A 2,759-nucleotide genomic window follows, 5' to 3' on the forward strand; every position below is an offset into this window, starting at 1 on the left:
AGCTCCCCCAGCTCCCCCAGCTCCCCCAGCTCCCCCAGCTCCCCCAGCTCCCCCAGCTCCCCCAGCTCCCCCAGCTCCCCCAGCTCCCCCAGCTCCCCCAGCTCCCCCAGCTCCCCCAGCTCCCCCAGCTCCCCCAGCTCCCCTACCTCACCCATCGTCCCCTTGCCGAGAAACAGGAGCATTATCCTGAATCTCCTCATATCTCTCATACTCCTGCTCAACCCTATCCGGATCTGTATCCTGTTGTTGCAAATCAAGAGCCTTACGTTCAGAGGGGGGTAAGCGATCCAGGGAACGACGACTAGCCCCAGGGTTTCTCCAGGTTTTCCAAGCCGCTTTCACACCCGCAACAACGCTACGACTGCTGACTTGGGCTTGTTTCGCCTGATTTTTCGCACCTTTGATACTTTGATCAACTTGTTGCACGACTTGACCCGCGCTTTTAACGCCTTCATTCATATCGTTGCTCAAGTCACTAATTTCTAAACCCGTCAGACGAATCGACTCTAAAGTAGGCGGCAATTCTCGCCGCAGCGTATCTGCTAATTTTTCCACACTACGGGCTGCCCGTGCTAATTCTTGCAGCGCGGGTAATGCTGCCACTAAAACAGCCGTCAAGCTAACCGCGACTAATAAAATAGAGAGTCCGAGCCAAAATAGAGGATCAATCACCGACCGGTTGCCTACACTTGATGATCAGAAACGGACGCGGGTGATTCACTCGCCACGTCCGATTGAGTCGAGTTTAGTTCGTCTCGTGTCCTGGCGGAAGCCTCTTGTCCCGCCGCGATCGCGTCTCGTAGTCGGGTCAAGGTTCCATCCCAGTTGCGTAGGGCTGATTCGGAAAGGCGATCGGCTTGTAGTTGTACAGTCGTTGATAGATCTTCGGCTAAATCCGGTAAGGCATCTGTAGATTTTTTCAACAACCGTCGCGTATCCCGCCCTGAACGCGGGGCAATCAGCAATCCGGTGAGGGTGCCAATGACACTCCCTACGACTAAACCCCCAATAAATACTCCAGCACTCTTTTTTGACATCGTTTGGTCTCTATCCTTACACCAATTTTAGGCAGATTTGCCCAGAGAATTTGATGAGAAATCCCTGAAGACTCTGCTCAAGAACGCAGATGGCAGCCAGCTTGTGTTCTCGATAGCTTCCTTTTAACTTGACACTCCCCGTGCTCAAGCAACGGAGATTCTTGGTTCTTTGACTTGCCGTTAGACGACAGGATTGCTCCAACCGCAGGTCTAAGCCAATGGCTCTCCCCGTTGGTTGGGTCTTTATCCGCACATCGACTTTAACCGCAAACTGTGCGTAGTAACCATCGGCACGTCGAACTAATCGCACTCGCTTAATTTGGTCAAGCTGGTAAAAGTTCAGGTCATAAGTGCCTTTGAGTTTGAGTCGTCCTATGCATTTTTTGTCGGTAAAGGTAATGGCTTTTCGGTTCTCTGATAGCTTCCACCCCGATGCCTTATACTCAACAGAGCGGCAATTTTTCTTGAATCTAGGAAAACCTTTTTTGCCTTGTACAGACGCGCCATGGCACGTCTCTACCTTCCGGCAATTTTCATAGAAACGGCTGATAGCCGTCCAAGCACGTTCAGCCGATGCTTGACGCGCCTGAGAGTTGAGTTTAGAGGCAAAGCTAAACTCTTTCGCCAATACACTGCAATATTTGTTGAGGTCGTATTTGCTGGCATCTTCGTTGTCCATCCAGTATCGTAAGCATTTGTTTCGGACAAACTGAGAAGTCTGAATCGCCTCATCAATGGCTGCGTATTGAGTTGGTTTGGCTTTTACCTTGAACTCAAAAACTATCATAATCTTGTTTTTGCTTAGGCTGGTTATTATAGCTTGACTTCTCCTGGGCATAAATGACCGAGGATTCTAAAAGGATACTCCGGAACGGGTAAGGTTCAGAGTTGGGAGCGTTCGGCAGGCGATCGCTTTCCCCGACGGCGTCGCCTAGACTGATAGGTCTTTTGAATAAAGCCCAACACCATCAAGACTCGCTGTACTCGTTGTAACTGAAACTCTAACTGTTGATAGCGTTTTTTTAAGCCGTGGACACCAATCTGCCCTCTAGAGATGGCTTGGGGAGCGCCATGTAAAACCCTATATGTACTTTGTTCAGCCCTGGCGACAATATCAGCCGCCGCTGCTAGCACCCGTCGTAATTTCCAAATCCGCCACGCCAGATAAAAACCAAATAGCGAGATTAGCAGATTTAAAATGACAACAACGGTGAGCATGTCTAGGTATTGGGCAGTGAACTGATAGCATCCGTGTCAAACAGATGCACACTGAGTTAATTTTAGGATACTAACCGTTGCCGCCCTACCTCAATTTATATGGAATAAGCATTTAAGAATGCCAGGAGGCGGACTTGAACCGCCGACACGGGGATTTTCAGTCCCCTGCTCTACCGACTGAGCTATCCCGGCTTGTTATCCCTTGCGCTTAACTAAGGTAGCAAACTTAACAAGATTTTGGCAAGCCTGATCAGCAATAAATGTGATTTAGTCTACCTCTTGTTGGGTCGTTTAACATTTGCTAACCCTTAATTATATACCAATAGCTTACATTAAGCAACTAGATTTGCCCATGTCTGAAATCTCCTAGAGCGCCGGTCCAGTAATCACGATGGGGGTAAAGCATGAGAAAATAGGTTGACACAACAGTTGTGAGTGGTCGGATGGTGTGAAGTTTTACAAAGTATGTTTCATTTAAGTCGAACTTCAAAAACTGAATACATC

General features: G+C 48.9%; 4 protein-coding genes, 1 tRNA gene and 1 pseudogene. All 6 read right to left on the minus strand.

Going from position 1 to position 2,759, the window contains the following annotated elements; all coding sequences use genetic code 11:
- The coding region (locus RIC07_RS38790; RefSeq protein ID WP_446399172.1) for a hypothetical protein at positions 1-182 on the minus strand (182 nt) is incomplete at its 3' end.
- The gene (locus RIC07_RS38795; RefSeq protein ID WP_446399173.1) at positions 148-672 is read right to left on the minus strand and encodes a DUF948 domain-containing protein; all 525 of its coding nucleotides are present in this window, start codon (positions 670-672) and stop codon (positions 148-150) included. The genes RIC07_RS38795 and RIC07_RS38790, both read right to left, overlap by 35 nt.
- Positions 673-683: 11 nt before the next feature.
- On the minus strand, positions 684-1,037 hold the full coding sequence (locus tag RIC07_RS38800; protein ID WP_446380483.1) for a YtxH domain-containing protein: 354 nt from the start codon (positions 1,035-1,037) through the stop codon (positions 684-686).
- A 196-nt stretch (positions 1,038-1,233) separates the two neighbouring features.
- Positions 1,234-1,824: pseudogene (locus RIC07_RS38805) on the minus strand (RNA-guided endonuclease InsQ/TnpB family protein); the annotation flags it as partial.
- A gap of 95 nt (positions 1,825-1,919) precedes the next feature.
- Positions 1,920-2,255: a hypothetical protein gene (locus tag RIC07_RS38810; protein ID WP_446399174.1), complete on the minus strand. Its 336-nt coding sequence runs from the start codon at positions 2,253-2,255 to the stop codon at positions 1,920-1,922.
- Positions 2,256-2,374: 119 nt separating this feature from the next.
- A tRNA-Phe gene (locus RIC07_RS38815) sits at positions 2,375-2,447 on the minus strand.
- Positions 2,448-2,759 lie beyond the last annotated feature (312 nt).

Origin of the sequence: Coleofasciculus sp. E1-EBD-02, assembly GCF_040218245.1 — a bacterium.
In the GTDB taxonomy this organism is placed as follows: Bacteria; Cyanobacteriota; Cyanobacteriia; order Cyanobacteriales; family Coleofasciculaceae; genus Coleofasciculus.